Genomic DNA, 15,994 nt, shown 5'->3' with positions numbered 1-15,994 from the left:
CTGGGTTAATTTAGTCCCTTGTGTTTTTTCATGGTGTCTTTGGTAATGATCACATTGATGTCGCGCAATTCAGGCACCGTTTCCCGTAACTTTTCTTCGATTTTGTCTAAGTGATGCATTTTATTGCAGAACCATCGAGCTTTTTTACGTAATGACTCAGCCTTAGTACCAACTTGCCTTTCGTACTCTTGCCCCATGATTTCCAAGCGCTGTGAAAGATCTTCGATTTTTTGCTCGGTTTCTTCGCTACCACCGTCTGTTAGTCCACCAATTGCCGACAAAACACCGCCAACTGAGGTATTAATGGCTTGTTCAATTTGCTCTTCTATTTCTCGGTCAACCAGGTCGTTGACGTTTTCTAATCGTCCAGGGCCGATATAAAAATTTTCATTGGCATGAACAAACTTTTCTCTGATCCGGCGCTGGACCCGTTGAAGTGAAGATTGTACTTTTTCATAGCTTTGATGATCAGTACCTACCAGCCCTTGATAGACATGCTCGACGGTTTCCACTGCCAATTCGACGCCTTCGGTGGCTAAAATGATCATTTTTGGCACCACGTAATGAATACCTTTAGAGATGTCTTTTAAATCGCGGGCTTGCTGCTTGTTTAATTCGACTACGTTACCCAACACAATCAACTGTTCATACCCATTGATTTGGTAGAGCGTACGACTTTCATCGATCACTCTAATCTGGCGGTCATTAACCACCAAACCGTATTTTAAATCAACATTACAGTTTAAATCTGCGCGACTGCCTGCAGATAACACTAAACCAATGAGTAACAACAAAAACCGCATTTACGTAACCTTCATAGTAGATAACCTACATTGTGTACTCAAAGTGCGCAGATGAAAAGTCTCTACAAGACAAGGCGGATAAAAATTAGGTTAATCAGCGGTTCGAACTAACCTAACAAAAACAAACAGGTTTTTTTCTTTAATGGAGTTACTACTGTTGAAGAACGCAACAACCCAAGCTCGCTGCTGGTCTGCCAAAGAAGGGGTTGAGCTCCAGAAATCATCAGATGGAGTGCTCGGAAAAAGCGTTTCATTAATTGAAGGGCGCACACACTGTCGTTCGGTTAGCGAGGACAGCTCTTTCACGTTTGGCAGCCGCCATCCATCCAAGCTGGCGAATTGATAGCCATGGGCGGCCTGCAACGCTTCTTGCCAATTAAAAGTCTGTGCATCACCGGTACAACTACCATTACTGAATGTTTGCCCTAAACTGCATTGCATCCACATTAAGCCGCTGGTGATATCAGTGATGGTACCATCACCATTATTGATAAAATTGGCAGTGGGAGCCGTCGGTGGCGAATCCGATAGACAGGTTTGGCTGTAAGCCAAGCTGCAAAAAAGTAGCAACACGGGAAGTAACACCAATGCGCGGATAGCTCTGGTATTTATTTTCATCTTAACGTCCTCCCCTGACTAAACGAACTTTGCCTAATGTTGCTTTATTTAAGAAGTTGTCATTGCCTGTAGCAAAGTCGATTGCCCAGGCTGTTTGCGCAGTTTCAGATACACCGTCGGCACCAGGTTGGTTTGTCCAATACCATAAAGGTGATGTGACTAGGTCATTGGTGTTTGGAAAGTAGACTGTGTCGATTTTTGTACCTGTGACGTTGCCAAAATGTACCAGTGACTGCAATTCTTGATGAGTTGGCACTCGCCAGTCAAAAAAGTTACAACGCCCTGCAGTGTTAACCGCATTAACATAAGCCGTCGTATCGCATTGAGCATTAGCACAAGTAAGACCGGCAGACCCTGTTTGCCCTTCAAACCCGCCATTATTTTCTTCAAAATACCAGCTGTATGTATGTTCGGTGCTATGCAATCCCGCATCCAGAGTTTTGACTTCCCATACCAGGCCTGTGTTGTTGTCTCTGACACAATCCCAAGGCTGAGTAACATCGTCTTGCTCATCTCCCACAGCATCTAGGCGGGTAAAATCAAAACCTTGTTCACCGCGACCTGCTTTTTCTAAAAAGCCGTTTTCACTGATGATGTCTCTACCTCGTTGACCATCTTGACCAGGGTAATCAGCTTGATGCTCTGTTCCGACTTCCGTGTTTGAAGCCTGTAAGGTCACACCTGTGTCGTTGACTGGTTGCAATGGTAAAGGTTTGATTCGCACGCTGACACTGTCGTCAACTTCGTTGCCAAACGCATCGGTCACGCTAAAGGTAAAGGTGACCAACTGAATCTGCGTCACTGCCGGAGCCACCGCAAAGGTGCGTTGTGCACTGCGGTTGTTAATCAGAGGCACTAATTCTGAGTCGTTTAACCAGTTAAATATCAATGGCTCTCCTGCAGGTATGCTGGTGCTCGCTTCGCCTGTTAGCAAGATAATTTCACCGGGAAAAACCTGGTGATCGACACCTGCGTTAACCACGGGTTGAGTCTGACTGGCGCTTAAGATATCCAGCGTTATCGTCGCACTGTCCTGCGCGCCCTCTTGGTCGGTAACCGTTAAATCAAAACTTAGTTGGGAGGCGTCATCTAATATTGGGGTAAAAAAAGCGATGCTATCGCCATCCAAACTCACCCCACTGAGTACGTCCTCTCCGGCAGTTTGTTGCCATCTCCAAGCGGCAATTGGGTCAAGTGTGTCCGGCGGGTCTATGTCACTGCTGGCGCTGGCATCAAGAATAACTTCTACTCCAGCTGGGTATTGCGCACTAGAACTGATTAGCGGCTTAGTGACGTTTATTAGCGCGCTCGGCCCCTCATTTACTGGTTGCACTTGGTATTGAACGGTGTCAGAGCCCTGATTGCCACTTTCATCTGTTACTACCAGGGTAAATGTGTAGGTTAAGATTTCAGTGGTTGCGGGAGTCAAAAAACTCGCTGTCGGGGCATTCACATCGTTTTGGGTAATCGTAATTGACGGTGACGCACTCCACGCATAGGTCAAGGTTTCAGAGGTGCCAATTGCAGAACCATTAAGCTGAACAGTAGATTGTTCGTTGACCGACTGACTCGCACCTGCATTCACCAAAACCAGTGGGTCGGGCTGATCGGTATCGCTATCTAAAGAGCTTCCACCACAAGCAAATAGCATGCATGCACCAAAGAGCATAGCGGTTCGAGTCAATAGTTTAAGGTTGTTGGTAAAAGTCATAGTCCGCGAATTGTGAAACGTCAGTTAATCTAGAAGCAGCAAATTCTGTACCAGCGTTCGAATTCAAGCATCAGTTTCTACTTGGACATTTAAACTACGGCTTTTTTCTCGTTGTCTTCACTGATTTGGACTTGCAATGCTTCAAGCTGCTTTTTGTTTGCGGCTACATCTGTGACATCGTAGATCATCATGCAAATATTATCGACTTGGCCCGTGGCGCTGGCCAGCGGTGAAAGGGTGATATTTTGATACATATAATCTTCACTGCCGGTAATCGGACGATAATTCGGAAACTTAAACAAAAACGGACGCTGCTCCCACGTCATGAACGCACGGGTGCGCAATTCAAACACCGGCTGAGACTTGCGCCGGAACCAGTTTTCATTGATATCCGGATAGAGTTCAAAGAGGCTTTTGTCATGCACTTGACTGGGCAACAAGCCGCTGTGACTTTCCATGAAGCCATTCCAAACTTTCACCGAGAAATCTTTGCTCAGCACAACGATGCCCACGTCAACCGTTTGCACCATGTCCATCATCCAATGGAATTCAGCCATATCATCAGTATCAGTCATGGCTAATCCTCCAGCAAATGCGACAATTTGTAGTTCATAACATTCATGGACTCTTCAGTAAATAGCAGAACCAGATCACATTGCACATTATAACCTTCAAGACCATAACTCAATTCTATTGCCAATGTACGTCGCCACTTAGTTTTGTTACTTGAAATTAATTCAGAGACACTGCGATGTTGTCCCAACACAACAGGATGTCCTTGACTAAAATTCAAATCCAATTGATTTGCTAAACCACGCAAACAGGTTCCAATTAGTATGTTGGCCGCGTCCATAAGCATTTCAAGTTGCACTTGGTCGTCGACTTCCTCATTGATATTGAGGATCTTTGCAACATCACCAAAACTCGAATCACTAAGAATAAACAAGGCTTCACCGGACACTCCTGCACCCAGGAACCCCTGGCAAATACCAGAAACTGTGTCTTTGTCTTGAATGTCCTGCAACATCATATGCAGTTCTGACACTTCGATTAGATTGACGTTTGGGATCGGAAGTTTGACAAAAACATTCAATAGTCGAGCAAGATGGTCGCCCGCTTGGCCCATGGCGATATTGGTGATTTCCTGATAACAATCGCGGATGTCGGGTGGTAATGCCGACGATTCAATTTCTTCTTCTGGTTGCTCTTCTCCCAAAAACCCATGCTTCACCAATACGTCGTAAAGCAACTCGGGTTTCACGGGTTTTTCAATGAATTCTAATGCGCCCAGGGCTTTTACTCTTTCATGGGCTGTCGGTTGAATGTCGCCAGAAATGACAATAACTTTTGACTCAAGCTTCTTTTTTTGCAGCGCTTTTAAGGTTTCATAACCGTCTAAAACTGGCATGTTGAGGTCGAGAAACATTAATTGCCCCTTACCCTCTTCGATCGCCTTGACCGCCTCTTGCCCGTGTTTAGCAAAATGCACTGCTACCTCCCATTCTTGAGGTAAGCATTTAGCGACTTGTTTACGAGCGACCATGGAGTCGTCACATATTAGAACTGAAAACATAAAAGCCTAAAACTGTTGAGAACGAAGAACACTCTATTGCTGTGGTGTTCACTACTAAACTCTGGTTAGAATTCGAAGCTTACAAACTTTAGAAAATTCATTTACTTGAGTCATTATAGATAGCAGTTCTTGATGATAATACCAAGTTTAATCTTATATTTTACTGAATAAATTGACATTCACTTGACCCACGTACTGTTACGTTATCGGCCAAAAAGATTTCAGCTTTATTTAAGCGCCAAGCAGGCGATTAAATCCCATTTATAAGCCAGTTGTTATCCAATACCCGACCGTCAGAAAAATCGACGTCACGATACCGTTGATACACAGGGCCAAGGTAGCAAAACCCGTGGCCTTGTCACTTAAGTTGGCCGCATGGGCAGTACCCAATGCATGTGCTGCGGTACCCAAAGCAAGCCCTTTAAACACATCGTTCTTTATATTCAAAACAGTGAACACTAAACCACATACCATCACGCCAAATAAGCCCGTAATAATCACCATAATGGCTGCAACAGACGGTTGCCCTCCAATAATCGACGTTGTTTCAATCGCCAAAGGAGTCGTGATTGACTTGGTTAGCACCGAAGCCATGATGCTGTTGTCCATTGCAAAAGCATAAAAAATACCAATACAAATAAGCGGTGCAATCACTCCACCCACGAGAACAGGGATCACCACCTTAGCCCCTAATTGTTTTAGTAAAGACAATTGGTTGTAAAACGGTACAGCAAGCGCGATAGTTGCTGGCAACAATAACCAGGACAAGCCTTTCGTTCCTTGAATATATTGCTCAACCGGGGTTTCAGTAAATCGTAATAAGGCATAAAGCGCTGCTACGCTAAAAACGATTGGGTGGAACAACCCTAATATCTTGCTTAGCTGGCATATCTTAACGCTGATCGCATACACAATTAACGTGGCCCCTGTCCAAAATAATACGTCAGCCAACATATCAATGTTCATGTCTATTCCCTGACAATAATATTTGAGCAACCCAGGCCGTAACAGCCAGGCTTAATACCGTACTGACACACAATGCGCCCAGTATGGTCCAGATGTGTTGTAGCAAGTCATTATCGATGGTAAACACAGAAAGCGTAATGGGTACAAAAAACAACGCCATATTTCCTAGTAACAGTTGAGTCACCTTTGACAAACCCGCGGGGACGCGGCGCAGTAGGATGAGAAAAATCAGCAACATTGCCATACCCAATAACGATACGGGAATTGGTAAAGCCAGGTATTGACCAAACGTTTGGCAGAATAAGCTCAACATAATAAGTGCTGCGCCAAAATACACTGTTTTCATAGGCTGCCATTTTATCCAAGTATGAAAGTAGTGTAGCGTGATTAGGTAGTTAGTTTCATTAAAGTCTAAAAAATTGGCATAAAAAAGAGGCTGTGTTTTGCAACAAGCAGCCTCAGTAAATCCAGGAAACAATACACATTTATATAAAATATGTATTCATCGGGTCACTACTCCGACACTTTTGATTCTAGCTGTCCCGCAGAGGTTTGACAGACGTTTGTGACGAAATCACCATCTACTGGGATAAAAAACAACATTACGTATGGTAACGGTAGTTTGTTGTCCAAAACGCTCCTACCTTTTTGCCAGCATACCCTCATGTTTGATATTTGCTTTTTTGGCCAAGAAGCCAGCGGTGTTGTTTGCGTCATTAAAAAGCGCAAAATCCATCGCCGACTTACCATTGCACTTTAACCCTTCAGCGATTTGCTTGTAGCCGAGTCGGCTTTGCTTAACTGTGCGATGCAGGCGAATTCTGCTGTCACTTTTTAAGGCATGACAGATTTTCACCAATTTAGCTTCTGTTGATTTATCCAATCGTGTTCCAGCATTTGCGCTTGCACTAACAGAAACAAACAATAATGTCAGTGCTGCTGCACCTAATACATTTTTTACGTTAAAAGCTTTGATTACATTTTTCATTTTTCATTCCACCCTTTGCTTAACATTCAACTTTATTCGAATTCATGTTTTTTCGAACATGGTTAAACCTTAGTGATAGAAGTGAAGAAGAAGCAGCGTTTTTCGCTAAGATACAGGCTCTTGCGACGTAGCGACAAACCGACGATAGCGCAGGATTATTAGTCTTATCAGAGGGTAATTGGTCGCATTCAGGATACGAATTGTAACATTTAGCAGAAGTGCGGGCGTTTAAAAGAGATTGAATACGCCCTACGAACAGGAAACTGATTCGCAGGGCATAAAAACTAGAATGCGTTGTCTTGGTGAATTTTGATGAATAAAGAAGTGCCTAACTTGCTGTAGTCCACTTTGTATTCTTTGCCATTGATCGTTTGCACAAATAACAAGGTTTTTTCGTCACCAAACACATCAGAAGAGGTCACATCGACAAGCTCCATGTCCATCATCTTGGCTTCACGCTTGTTCTCTGGAATTTTCCCCGAATATTCTTTGAGCGCCTTGTGCGTAACCAAAATAGGCGGATTGTCTTCGCCATTCAAAACTAACAAGTCATACTTTCGAATTTTGTGAATAATGGTATTTCGGCCACTCACCAAAAAAGGTTTTTCGGTCATATTTGTCTCCACAGCGGCAAGATGCCAATTGTTTTTGTTATACGGCTGATAGTATCTGATGAAGATAACAAAGTTTTTTAGCCGATGCATCCCTATTTTTAGGGACTTGTACGGAGTGTTTTTAGCATTTGTCAGGATTAATCTAAAATATGTGCAAAATAGAAAAATTCCGTATAGCCAATGCGCTCCATCTGAATGTGCAACGTTTTATTGCGTCTCGCATCATGGCATACTCACTATCGTTTATAAGTACTGAGGCGCAAAGAATAGTACGCACCTCAGTTCAAAAGCCTTCAAGCCAAGGAAGTTAATAATGAAAAAGCGTTTTATCGCTGCGATTTTGTTGTTGGTATTTGTTTTAATCACGCCAAAAATAATTTCTAGCCAAACCCAAAATCGCACACTCAATTTTGTCGAATCCATCAAAGAACGCATTGAAACAGGTCATTTAAGAGGCTATACAATTGATGTGCTTAGTTATGATGCAGGTTGGTTTAGCTCGCAAGCACAATACAAACTCACGATTAACTATCAAGACATTGACGGGAACTCAAATATCCCAGAAAACCTGTCTAATCCTACATTCGTCATTGATGTAACGTCTTATCACGGTCCAATTTTCCTTTCTACTGAAACAGGTTTCGGTTGGGTGCGTTGGGACGCAAGGGTTGACGGAGAAAAGCTAAGAGATGATTTGACATGGGACGATGATCGCGGGTTTTATGAGTCAACAACTACCTGGGAACTATTTGGTGGTTGGTCAGTAAACGATAGCGTAGCAGCATTTAGATCAACTGAAGTGCCCGATACTTCAGTGGAGTTTTCAGGATACCAGGGTACAGGATACAGCAGTCATGAAGGCTTCAATTATGATGCCTCTATTGCGTTTTTTAGAGCAAACACGCCCAAAGTCAGCATTAATCTGGACAACTTTAAAGTGGTTACCCTTTTAAAGGGTGATTTCACACAAATTCTTGAGGGTAACTTAGAGGATTCACACCTCGCTATGTCTGTCCAATCTTATAAACAAACAGCTAAACAAGCGGGTAATCAAAGTGGTGAATTTCAGAATGTTGAATGGCTATTTTCTGCGGTGACAAACCAGGATAAAAATTCAATGTCATTTACTCAACGTTTTTCCATTGAAGAATTTCAACTAGCTGAGTATCGCGCCAAAAACCTGCTTCTCGATGCAGAGATCAGCAGTATTAGTAAACCATTCATCGATGCCTATCAAAACTTTTCTCAGCAACTGCCTAGTTACGATCCCGCTACGCAGCAAATGGAAGTCAAACGTTTTATACAAAGTAATATGCTTGAACTTTTGAGTCATCAACCAGAATTTAATATTAAGGAGCTCTCAGGCAACCTCCCTGAAGGACAATTTACATTGGTAAGTGACAGCACACTCGTCGGCGTTACTGCATTGCCAGAATCCTTGGAAGACCCTAAATTCTGGCTCGAACACCTAGATTCTCAAAGCAATTTAATCGCTGATGAAGCGGTTATCAAACTAATCGCCCAAAACTATATGACTCGGCAGATATTGGCTAACCCACGCGCGGCTCAGATTACCCAAGAGCAACTCGAGCAACTACTCGAACAGCAATTACCAGTTATGCTGCAAACTCTTGAACAACAGGGCATGCTGGTAAAAGAAAATGATGTTTATAAAGTCGACTTTACAATTAAAGATGGTGAAGCCGTACTAAATGGCACCCCAATGCCATTGCCATTTTAGAACGTACAGGTAACCGCAATTCCAAGGCACAAAGCAACATGTGCATTGGTCTGAAACTGATAATGGCAATTTTTACGTTTAAAAATTCATCAAACGCAAATTTTGCCTGCACAAACACATGACAACGCCGTTAAAACTGCTTATACTGCGCACCGCTTGATTGCAAGAGAACTCTCTTTTGCTTCTGGCAAATTCCTCAAAGGCCCGATAGCTCAGTTGGTTAGAGCATCCGACTCATAATCGGCAGGTCCCCTGTTCAAGTCAGGGTCGGGCCACCATTTTTATGTTCCATAGCGTTCTCAATTAAACTTTAACGAACTTTAACACCTTTAAAATCAAGGGCTTGATATACTTTACCGTTCCGTAAGGTTCTTTAGCGCTTTGTAACAACCACGCTTTTATGTAACATAGAACTTAACAATCAGATTTATTTTTGAACGGAATTGTTACAATGGCGAACACCACCAAACCTCTAACTAACACAGAAGTTAAGCAAGCCAAACCGCGAGAGAAAGAATATAACTTGGCAGATGGTGGCGGCCTTGCATTGAGAGTTAAGCCAAATGGCAATAAGTTCTGGTTATTCAATTATTCAAACCCTCACACCAAGAAAAGAACCAATATAGGCTTTGGCTCCTATCCTGATGTTTCACTAGCCGATGCCAGAAGGAAAAAGGAGGCAGCTAGAACCCTCCTTGCCAACAATGTCGATCCGAAATACCACAAAGAACAAACCGCACGAGAACAAAAAGAAGCGATGGAAAATACCTTTGGTGTGGTGGCTGAGAAATGGTACCAACTCAAACTAAAGGAAGTTAAAAAAGAGACGGCCGATAAGTCTTGGCAGATATTGAGCAAACACGTACTACCCGCTATTGAATCAACACCTATCCACCAGCTAAAGCCTAAAATGGTCATTGATATACTCAAGCCAATTGAAGCTAAAGGCAGTAGAGAGACGGTTAAGCGGCTTTGCAGGACTATCAATGAAGTCATGCGCATTGCTCTTGCTTCTGGTCTTATCGAAGTAAATTACCTCACAGACATTACCAAGCTATTCGCAGCACCTCAGAAAAAGAATATGGCTACCATCACGCCTGATCGCTTGCCAGAGCTTATGCAAAACTTAGCTAGGGCTAACATCATGTTGGTGACGCGTTGTCTTGTTGAGTGGCAATTGCACACCATGACAAGACCAGCAGAAGCAGCCAAAGCGAAATGGGAAGAAATCGACTTCGAAAAACAAGTTTGGGTTATTCCAGCTGAACGCATGAAAATGGGTCGTCCCCATACAATCCCCCTCACTCCTCAAATGTTATCTTTACTCGAACTGCTCAAACCCATTAGTGGCCACAGAACCTATTTATTCCCTAGTCATAGAAACGCTCACTCCCACGCCAACACCCAATCAGCAAACATGGCACTGAAACGCATAGGTTTCGCGGGTGAATTGGTGTCACATGGTTTACGAGCACTGGCTAGCACCACTCTAAATGAACAAGGCTTCGATCCCGATGTGATTGAAAGCGCCCTCGCCCACGTTGATAAAAACGAAGTAAGACGAGCCTACAACCGCGCTGAGTACCTAGAAAGAAGAAGAAAGCTCATGTGCTGGTGGTCACAACATATTGAAGATGCCGCGACAGGTAACGTTAGCCTGTCAAACTCAAAGCAAGCCCTGAGGCTTGTTAACCAATAACCACCAAAAATCAGAAAGAGGGATTTATTATGAGCAATTTCGAACTAAATACAGAGCTATTTGACATCTCACTGGCTTATGAAAACTACTGTGCAATGGTCGAATGTATTGAGAGGCTTAGCAGTTTAAGCACTAGGAAAGACCTAATTAAATTTAATCGCAAGGTTAAAAACATCAATTTGTTATCCGAGGAATTGAAGAAACGAATGCTTTATTTGGACGAACGTCCTTATACAAAGATCACAACTGAAGTTATATCAAACTTACGCGAAGAGATACATGAGCTAGGGGAAACAATGCAATATGCTTTGGACTTAAGGTTAAGCTCTGACGAGTCTGACATATCAGAATCTGAGATGTTGAACAAAGCCTTGCAAGGTGCGTTTTTGCATCTTCATGATATTGGGCAGAAACTTCATGAGTGTAAAAACCAGCCCGTTTTGAAAGCTGCTTAACTGGGAGAGCTAGATATGAATCAAATACAACTAGACACAAGGATTTGCGATGTTTACTGCTTGTTTGAGCAGGCATTGTCGATTGTTACATGTCAAAAGTATATATCTACGACTTCAAACCAGAAAGAAATCAAAGATAGATTGAATGTGTTTCACCATGTAGAAGTTAAAATGAAAAGCCTTATTGAGGATCTAAAAATCTTCAATGAAAACGAGCTTAAATCAGCTGGTTTTTCTGAACTCTTTAGAGCTAACAAAGCACTTTGGCAAATAAACTCAATGGTCGAATCGATTATGGAAGATTATAGCGACTTAGTCCCTAACCAAACGGAATTGGATGGTGCTCAAATAGTTAGTTTATTTGCAATGCATTCGGCATTGTTTAAAGCTGGAGAAGCTTTTGATGATTTGCTGCTAAATCCAAAGAAGAAAGCAGCTTAAGAGTTTACCAAGTCTAGGGTAGCTCCCGAAAGGCCAGAACCCTACTGGCCTGACTTGGTGATTATTAGGGTATCGTGGAGGGAGCGGTTATGGCGATAAATCTTGTCGAGGAGTATGGAAATGTTTTAGTCACTGCAGAACTATGTATGCCTCTGGTTTTAGAGGCGAAGCTCGATGTCACGAGTATGGAGTGGCACACGGTTGAAAAGGAATCTGCCGCAGACATAAGCAAGATTAAGTCTCATCATGAAGAAGCATACAATAGGTTTAGAAGGATGGTTCGTGGAGAAGCAAATGATGACGAAATTGATAGCCAAAATGACGTAATAGAAAAGCTTAAAATCAAACTGTTCGAAAACCTTTCAAAATGTACACAAACCAAAATCACCTTAAACACATTTCTCAATGAGCTAGTAAGAGGCGTTTCTAAATCGGGTGACTTCGGAGTATTGACATCAACGGAAGCGGGCACCTGGTTGATTCACACTCTGCATTGTTTGCCGGAGCAATTTAATCTCGACTCAGAAGAATTTATAGATTTTATTCAGGTTGTTCACGATTGCTTCGGTAAAAGTGGTTTAGAGGCAGTCATAATAGGGCTAGGGGTTACGCCACCTATTATAGAGAAATATTTTCCTCTTAAAATAGATGTGGAACGTGAACAGCAGCAAGAACTCCCCCTAGATGGAAAATTGTGGTTTGATATCGAAAGCTTAATTGAACGATGGAAAAAGTTTGGGCTTAATCAAAATGACATAAGACATGAAGCAGAAATAGGTAATTTGGAAATATGTATCAATTGCAGTGCTATCAATGAGGGAAAAACAAGGTACTATTTCGGTTCGGGCAGATATGACACGGTCTCCCCTCTTATCAACTTTAAGTTAGACACGATTCATATACAAGAAAATGGCTACAGAGATGGATTTGAGTTTCCTTACTTATTGAGTCCACTAGACAACTCATCACCCTTGGCCGAACTCGCCGCAATTGATCGAGACACATATAAGCGTGTCGTTTATAAGGGTAAAACCGCACAAGTTAGTGCAAGAGCGGCAGGTTTTAGAGTTGACTTGTCCCCACCTAACGGTTGGAACCTAGAAATACAGCATTTAGTTGTCTCGTGTAGAGAAGTTCGCAGATACGAAATGGAAATTCTAAAGAAAACTAAAAATGATAGTGATCACAACTCTGAGCCAGCCCTAACTAAAGGTGCTTGGCTGACTATGGGAATTTTGTATGAGCGTTTGAGGGAAAGCCCTGGGTATAGAAACAAAAACCATCTTGTACTTGAGATACTAGAAAAATATCCAAATCTTCACGGTGTAGGTGAGACAAACCTTCATAACTTTTTAGCGCAGGCAGAGAGAAAATTAGAAGACAAAAAATAATGTAATTCACGAATTATAGTTTTTAGTTTTTTATTGCAATTGCAATGACTAAATCCTGAAAATCTATGAATGTTCACTTGAATCAACATGAAACAAAGGTGAACTTTATGGAACGACAAATTAAAATCATCAAGCTCTGTGACGTCATGTCCCTGAGCAACCTATCAAAGACTTGCATTTATAGGCGAGTGCAAAATCAACTAATGCCCCCTCCATTTTCTCTTGGAGGGCGTGCAGTCGGTTACTACGAGCACGAAATTAAGGGCGTATTGTCTGCAATGGCGGCGGGTTACTCCGACAAAGAAATCAAATCGTTAGTAGTCTCTTTGATTGAAAAGCGAAAGCAAGCTGCCGACGCTTTTGTTTCGTCAATTGCAGCATAGGAGGCTTAGAAATGAAAAAGACTTCTAACAGCAACGCAAGAAGCCCTTTAAATAGCAAAGACACAAGCGCTCATGCACAGCGCCTTCAAATGTTAGCACTTCTCGAAAAAAGTGTTTCAATTAACACGCTAGAGTTTCGTGAAAAAGGGTTTATCAGCCCAGCTCCGCGCATTCTAGAATTGAGGCAAAGAGGCTACGATATTTTATCAATTCGAGAGGATGTAAGAACACAGGACGGCAAACTTCACAGAGGAATTGCTAGATACATTTTGAGAGTGAGGCCGCAAAATAACGGGAAAATAACGGGTTTGGAGGATGCAGCATGAAAAAGTGTGAATTACTCCCAGTCTTAGATCGCCATCAAAAACGATTAGAGCAAGCAAAAGCAATCGGTAATTTAGTTGTTATTGCTGGTGGAAATGACGAATGCCTTAAAAGCGATCTTTGCGACTCTGTGAGCGTTGTTTGTGACTTACTTGAAGAACTAAGCACAAATGGCAAAACGATCTCAGAAGCTGTTGCAAGGCTTTACGTCGTCAATGATGCGGTTAGTGGCCGATAGGCTCAAATATGGCCAGAATCAAGCACAAGAAGAATAAGGGACGCTTTGCTGGCGTCCCTGATGTCGTGATGAATCACCCCGATTACTACGAACGTAGTTTCAGTGCCAAGGCTTTGCTATTCGAGTTTGCTTTGCAGTATAGGGGAAACAATAACGGCAAGTTATGTGCTGTCCATAGCCAACTAAAAGAACGAGGCTGGAGCAGCGATACAACGTTGAGAAACAACATCGGTGAGCTGATTGGTGCCAACCTGATCGTGAAAACTAAACATGGTCTGTATGGCGCTGGCAAACGCCTACCAAACTATTACGCAATAACTTGGCAACCGATAGATGATATTGCAGGGTTTGATATGGAAATTAAATCCACTGTAGTTCCAATAAGAGCATTCAGCGTCGAATTAAAAGTTGTTGGAAAAAAACATGCTGCTTAAATTTTCACTACCCCATTTTTTAAGGGTTGAAACGGCATTTCGACACCATTTTTTAAGGGCTGGACTCTCTGACAACACCATTTTTTAAGGGTAGGTAAAAATGCGTTTTGTTAATTTTATTGGCTTTTAAGGTTAGTGAACACTTCAGCCCTACCCTTATTTTTTGGTGTCCTATATATATAACCATACCCTAAGTAAAAAGATGCAGTTTTAGAATGCGATAGTTTTTTAAGAATATTGAGCGAATCATCAGAAAAACATGGAACAAATCGCAAAGACAAAAATTTGGGCTGAAAAAGAGAACGATTAAAAGGGCGAGATTAGGGCGAGAACTAGAGATTAACAAGGGCAAGATTAGGGCAAGGTTGAATTAGGAAAACGGTGAGATTGCGGTAAGCTTTATTTTTAGGAAATAACAACAAGATCGCAACAAGGTAAGAGTAGATTTCGGAGCAGTACGCGAGATGCAGGCTAGTAAATTGAGGTTTTCGGAGTCCATAGAGGAAGCTGCAGTCTTGAGTTTTCCGACACCGTTAAGGACATTTAAAACCTAGTTTAGCCTGTAGATTTGGGTTAAAAACAATTGGAGGCACAAATGGGTGGTCGCGGATCGGGAAGTTACTGCAGATACTATACAAAAACGAATTTGACGACAGATTATTTGGCTTTAGACATGCGCGTGATTGGCAAAACTCCGTGGTTACATTCGAAACATTACATGACCTACAGTTGGAATGTTAGCGGCAACGAACAAGCTCAAATTCTAATGGCAGCAGAAAAAGATTGTTTAAAGTTGCGATACACATTTACTCCTAGCAATGGTGAACCAATAGAAATTGTTGATTACATCCCTATCAATAAGAAGTCTTGCAATTTTGGTGGTGAACGCTATTACTTCGATTGTCCTGATTGCCGCAAAAATGTGTTACTGCTTTACGCTGGAAAATATTTCCGTTGTCGCCATTGTCTCGGATTGGTTCACCCTTCCGTTAATGAGAGTAAGCTAGATCGTTCTATAAGATCTCTCAGGCGCTACCAGCATAGATTGGCACCTTCTGCATCACTAAGTCCATTCGATGGGGTGAGAAGCTTACACAAGCCCAAATTTATGCGATATAAAACGTACTTCGACTTAAAATTCAAAGGGGCAGAAAAAGAGGATGCTATGCTCGACTTGTTAATGAAGGAAATTGGATAGCAATAAAGTTAATTCAATTGAGAACATTTTAATTTTAAAAAGGCTTTGAGGATGATTGAAAGCAAAGAATCTCAAACAAACCAAATCTCAAAAGATATCCGCGAAAGCTCCATTGAAACACTCAACGGGTCAAAAATCACACTACCAATTGATTTGCATCCGAGCATTAGAATCACAAGAGCAAGTTCGATGGATGAAGAATATGAACAATCATTTTTTCGTAGGCTGGTGGACAGATATAGAAGAATGTTTGATTGAATCAATCGCGATTTTTCGGACATCGTTATGAGACCCCACTTTTTGGTCAATAAATAGCAAGCTCCTGATGCAATAAAATGGCTGAAAGGTCGGAATTACTTAGTCCACCAGCAATTGTAACGAACGTGAGTTTTCTTACTCTGTAAGTATGGTACGGCA

The 15,994-nt window shown here is 42.1% G+C and carries 20 protein-coding genes and 1 tRNA gene; 12 read left to right on the top strand and 9 right to left on the bottom strand.

The genetic code is table 11. The features are described 5' to 3' along the window. Positions 1–5: 5 nt before the first annotated feature. From FM019_RS12710 to FM019_RS12670, 9 genes are all read right to left on the bottom strand, one after another. A complete protein-coding gene (locus tag FM019_RS12710; RefSeq protein ID WP_143836317.1) occupies positions 6–803 on the bottom strand; it encodes a DUF2884 family protein in 798 nt (265 codons plus the stop codon). Between the two features lie 90 nt (positions 804–893). Continuing rightward, positions 894–1,421, bottom strand: a complete 528-nt coding sequence (locus tag FM019_RS12705; protein WP_409553374.1) for a DUF1566 domain-containing protein — start codon at positions 1,419–1,421, stop codon at positions 894–896. Position 1,422: 1 nt separating this feature from the next. Continuing rightward, a complete protein-coding gene (locus FM019_RS12700) occupies positions 1,423–3,132 on the bottom strand; it encodes a DUF1566 domain-containing protein (protein ID WP_260681620.1) in 1,710 nt (569 codons plus the stop codon). Between the two features lie 89 nt (positions 3,133–3,221). Beyond that, positions 3,222–3,707 carry a PAS domain-containing protein gene (locus FM019_RS12695; protein ID WP_143836316.1) on the bottom strand — a complete coding sequence of 162 codons (486 nt, stop codon included), beginning with the start codon at positions 3,705–3,707 and terminating at the stop codon, positions 3,222–3,224. 2 nt (positions 3,708–3,709) lie between these two features. Next, positions 3,710–4,705, bottom strand: coding sequence for a response regulator (locus FM019_RS12690; RefSeq protein ID WP_143836315.1), 996 nt, complete (start codon positions 4,703–4,705; stop codon positions 3,710–3,712). A 261-nt stretch (positions 4,706–4,966) separates the two neighbouring features. Further along, complete coding sequence (locus FM019_RS12685) at positions 4,967–5,671, bottom strand: LrgB family protein (RefSeq protein ID WP_143836314.1); 705 nt, start codon at positions 5,669–5,671, stop codon at positions 4,967–4,969. Continuing rightward, positions 5,661–6,017: a CidA/LrgA family protein gene (locus FM019_RS12680; protein ID WP_143836313.1), complete on the bottom strand. Its 357-nt coding sequence runs from the start codon at positions 6,015–6,017 to the stop codon at positions 5,661–5,663. Before FM019_RS12680 ends, FM019_RS12685 begins: the two co-directional genes overlap by 11 nt. A gap of 294 nt (positions 6,018–6,311) precedes the next feature. Then, positions 6,312–6,659 (bottom strand): DUF3718 domain-containing protein, encoded by a 348-nt coding sequence (locus tag FM019_RS12675; RefSeq protein WP_143836312.1) that lies wholly within the window; start codon positions 6,657–6,659, stop codon positions 6,312–6,314. 284 nt (positions 6,660–6,943) lie between these two features. Further along, on the bottom strand, positions 6,944–7,273 hold the full coding sequence (locus FM019_RS12670; protein WP_143836311.1) for a hypothetical protein: 330 nt from the start codon (positions 7,271–7,273) through the stop codon (positions 6,944–6,946). Positions 7,274–7,586: 313 nt separating this feature from the next. On the opposite strand from FM019_RS12670, the gene FM019_RS12665 reads away from it, so the two are divergent. The 12 genes from FM019_RS12665 (at position 7,587) to FM019_RS12610 (ending at position 15,835) form a co-directional block, all read left to right on the top strand. Then, on the top strand, positions 7,587–9,014 hold the full coding sequence (locus FM019_RS12665; protein ID WP_143836310.1) for a DUF945 family protein: 1,428 nt from the start codon (positions 7,587–7,589) through the stop codon (positions 9,012–9,014). 201 nt (positions 9,015–9,215) lie between these two features. Further along, positions 9,216–9,292, top strand: a tRNA-Ile gene (locus FM019_RS12660). 173 nt (positions 9,293–9,465) lie between these two features. Further along, positions 9,466–10,713, top strand: a complete 1,248-nt coding sequence (locus FM019_RS12655) for an integrase domain-containing protein (protein WP_143836309.1) — start codon at positions 9,466–9,468, stop codon at positions 10,711–10,713. Between the two features lie 29 nt (positions 10,714–10,742). Continuing rightward, the gene (locus FM019_RS12650; RefSeq protein ID WP_143836308.1) at positions 10,743–11,168 is read left to right on the top strand and encodes a hypothetical protein; all 426 of its coding nucleotides are present in this window, start codon (positions 10,743–10,745) and stop codon (positions 11,166–11,168) included. A 15-nt stretch (positions 11,169–11,183) separates the two neighbouring features. Beyond that, positions 11,184–11,609 carry a hypothetical protein gene (locus tag FM019_RS12645; protein ID WP_143836307.1) on the top strand — a complete coding sequence of 142 codons (426 nt, stop codon included), beginning with the start codon at positions 11,184–11,186 and terminating at the stop codon, positions 11,607–11,609. An 89-nt stretch (positions 11,610–11,698) separates the two neighbouring features. Continuing rightward, entirely contained in the window at positions 11,699–13,000 is a 1,302-nt protein-coding gene (locus FM019_RS12640) for a hypothetical protein (RefSeq protein ID WP_143836306.1), read from the top strand. 107 nt (positions 13,001–13,107) lie between these two features. Continuing rightward, on the top strand, positions 13,108–13,383 hold the full coding sequence (locus tag FM019_RS12635) for a helix-turn-helix transcriptional regulator (protein WP_185969279.1): 276 nt from the start codon (positions 13,108–13,110) through the stop codon (positions 13,381–13,383). 11 nt (positions 13,384–13,394) lie between these two features. Then, complete coding sequence (locus tag FM019_RS12630; RefSeq protein WP_143836304.1) at positions 13,395–13,709, top strand: helix-turn-helix domain-containing protein; 315 nt, start codon at positions 13,395–13,397, stop codon at positions 13,707–13,709. Then, on the top strand, positions 13,706–13,945 hold the full coding sequence (locus tag FM019_RS12625; protein WP_143836303.1) for a hypothetical protein: 240 nt from the start codon (positions 13,706–13,708) through the stop codon (positions 13,943–13,945). The genes FM019_RS12630 and FM019_RS12625 overlap by 4 nt, the downstream gene beginning before the upstream one ends. Positions 13,946–13,953: 8 nt before the next feature. Further along, positions 13,954–14,379, top strand: coding sequence for a hypothetical protein (locus FM019_RS12620; protein WP_143836302.1), 426 nt, complete (start codon positions 13,954–13,956; stop codon positions 14,377–14,379). A gap of 595 nt (positions 14,380–14,974) precedes the next feature. Then, a complete protein-coding gene (locus tag FM019_RS12615; protein ID WP_143836301.1) occupies positions 14,975–15,577 on the top strand; it encodes a hypothetical protein in 603 nt (200 codons plus the stop codon). A 51-nt stretch (positions 15,578–15,628) separates the two neighbouring features. Next, positions 15,629–15,835 carry a hypothetical protein gene (locus FM019_RS12610; protein ID WP_143836300.1) on the top strand — a complete coding sequence of 69 codons (207 nt, stop codon included), beginning with the start codon at positions 15,629–15,631 and terminating at the stop codon, positions 15,833–15,835. The last annotated feature ends 159 nt before the right edge of the window (positions 15,836–15,994 follow it).

It is taken from the genome of Aliiglaciecola sp. M165 (genome assembly GCF_007197995.1).
Classification (GTDB): Bacteria; Pseudomonadota; Gammaproteobacteria; order Enterobacterales; family Alteromonadaceae; genus Aliiglaciecola.
This window is presented reverse-complemented; position numbering and strand designations above follow the sequence as displayed.

What these genes read in the sequence shown, in the direction of transcription:
- FM019_RS12710 (WP_143836317.1), bottom strand. Translation starts at nt 803, where the DNA reads ATGCGGTTTTTGTTGTTACTCATTGGTTTAGTGTTATCTGCAGGCAGT.
- FM019_RS12705 (WP_409553374.1), bottom strand. Translation starts at nt 1,421, where the DNA reads ATGAAAATAAATACCAGAGCTATCCGCGCATTGGTGTTACTTCCCGTG.
- FM019_RS12700 (WP_260681620.1), bottom strand. Translation starts at nt 3,132, where the DNA reads ATGACTTTTACCAACAACCTTAAACTATTGACTCGAACCGCTATGCTC.
- FM019_RS12695 (WP_143836316.1), bottom strand. Translation starts at nt 3,707, where the DNA reads ATGACTGATACTGATGATATGGCTGAATTCCATTGGATGATGGACATG.
- FM019_RS12690 (WP_143836315.1), bottom strand. Translation starts at nt 4,705, where the DNA reads ATGTTTTCAGTTCTAATATGTGACGACTCCATGGTCGCTCGTAAACAA.
- FM019_RS12685 (WP_143836314.1), bottom strand. Translation starts at nt 5,671, where the DNA reads ATGAACATTGATATGTTGGCTGACGTATTATTTTGGACAGGGGCCACG.
- FM019_RS12680 (WP_143836313.1), bottom strand. Translation starts at nt 6,017, where the DNA reads ATGAAAACAGTGTATTTTGGCGCAGCACTTATTATGTTGAGCTTATTC.
- FM019_RS12675 (WP_143836312.1), bottom strand. Translation starts at nt 6,659, where the DNA reads ATGAAAAATGTAATCAAAGCTTTTAACGTAAAAAATGTATTAGGTGCA.
- FM019_RS12670 (WP_143836311.1), bottom strand. Translation starts at nt 7,273, where the DNA reads ATGACCGAAAAACCTTTTTTGGTGAGTGGCCGAAATACCATTATTCAC.
- FM019_RS12665 (WP_143836310.1), top strand. Translation starts at nt 7,587, where the DNA reads ATGAAAAAGCGTTTTATCGCTGCGATTTTGTTGTTGGTATTTGTTTTA.
- FM019_RS12655 (WP_143836309.1), top strand. Translation starts at nt 9,466, where the DNA reads ATGGCGAACACCACCAAACCTCTAACTAACACAGAAGTTAAGCAAGCC.
- FM019_RS12650 (WP_143836308.1), top strand. Translation starts at nt 10,743, where the DNA reads ATGAGCAATTTCGAACTAAATACAGAGCTATTTGACATCTCACTGGCT.
- FM019_RS12645 (WP_143836307.1), top strand. Translation starts at nt 11,184, where the DNA reads ATGAATCAAATACAACTAGACACAAGGATTTGCGATGTTTACTGCTTG.
- FM019_RS12640 (WP_143836306.1), top strand. Translation starts at nt 11,699, where the DNA reads ATGGCGATAAATCTTGTCGAGGAGTATGGAAATGTTTTAGTCACTGCA.
- FM019_RS12635 (WP_185969279.1), top strand. Translation starts at nt 13,108, where the DNA reads ATGGAACGACAAATTAAAATCATCAAGCTCTGTGACGTCATGTCCCTG.
- FM019_RS12630 (WP_143836304.1), top strand. Translation starts at nt 13,395, where the DNA reads ATGAAAAAGACTTCTAACAGCAACGCAAGAAGCCCTTTAAATAGCAAA.
- FM019_RS12625 (WP_143836303.1), top strand. Translation starts at nt 13,706, where the DNA reads ATGAAAAAGTGTGAATTACTCCCAGTCTTAGATCGCCATCAAAAACGA.
- FM019_RS12620 (WP_143836302.1), top strand. Translation starts at nt 13,954, where the DNA reads ATGGCCAGAATCAAGCACAAGAAGAATAAGGGACGCTTTGCTGGCGTC.
- FM019_RS12615 (WP_143836301.1), top strand. Translation starts at nt 14,975, where the DNA reads ATGGGTGGTCGCGGATCGGGAAGTTACTGCAGATACTATACAAAAACG.
- FM019_RS12610 (WP_143836300.1), top strand. Translation starts at nt 15,629, where the DNA reads ATGATTGAAAGCAAAGAATCTCAAACAAACCAAATCTCAAAAGATATC.